The following is a 613-nucleotide window of genomic DNA, read 5'->3' as shown; positions in this document are numbered from 1 at the left end:
GAGTTTAGAAATAACAATGGAAAAGATGATCGAAAAAGGAATCACACAATTTAGAATTGTGCCGTTACTTATTTTTAGAGCGATGCATTATATTGGCGATATTCCTAACATACTATCAGAGATGAAAGTAAAGTATCCTCAAATTTCGAGTCAAATGAGTGAACCTTTAGGCACACATCCTTATATGAAATCACTAGTAGAAAGAAGAATAGAGGATGTGCATCTTGCTGATCAAGCCTCCAAGACAGCAACGGTTATTATTGCACACGGTAATGGTAGCGGCCGTTTTACAAAAGCACATGATGAACTTAAAGCATTTGTGGAAACCATCGACTCGAAGCGACCTGTATATGCAAGAGCTTTATATGGCGTTTTAACATTCAGGAATGATTTAGACGAGATATCAAAACAATATGATGAATTAATTATCGTGCCACTCTTTTTATTTGATGGAAGATTGGTCAATAAAGTAAAACGATTCATTGATGACATGGATATTCATTGTAAACTACACATTACACCGTCAATCAATTTTGATGACGCATTGAGACTTATTATACGAGAACGTCTTGAAGCACTCCAATTTTAAAAATAACAACATGTGCCTTTATAT

At 34.7% G+C, this 613-nt stretch carries 1 protein-coding gene; it reads left to right on the top strand.

Translation table 11 applies throughout. The annotated features are described in order from the left end of the window. Positions 1–589, top strand: a 589-nt coding sequence (locus tag AB840_RS15580) for a sirohydrochlorin chelatase (protein ID WP_048515715.1), incomplete at its 5' end; no start/stop codon positions are given. Between the last annotated feature and the right edge of the window lie 24 nt (positions 590–613).

It is taken from the genome of Megasphaera cerevisiae DSM 20462 (assembly GCF_001045675.1).
Classification (GTDB): Bacteria; Bacillota; Negativicutes; order Veillonellales; family Megasphaeraceae; genus Megasphaera; species Megasphaera cerevisiae.
Note: the sequence above shows the minus strand (reverse complement) of the source record. Positions and strands in the feature narration are given on the sequence as shown.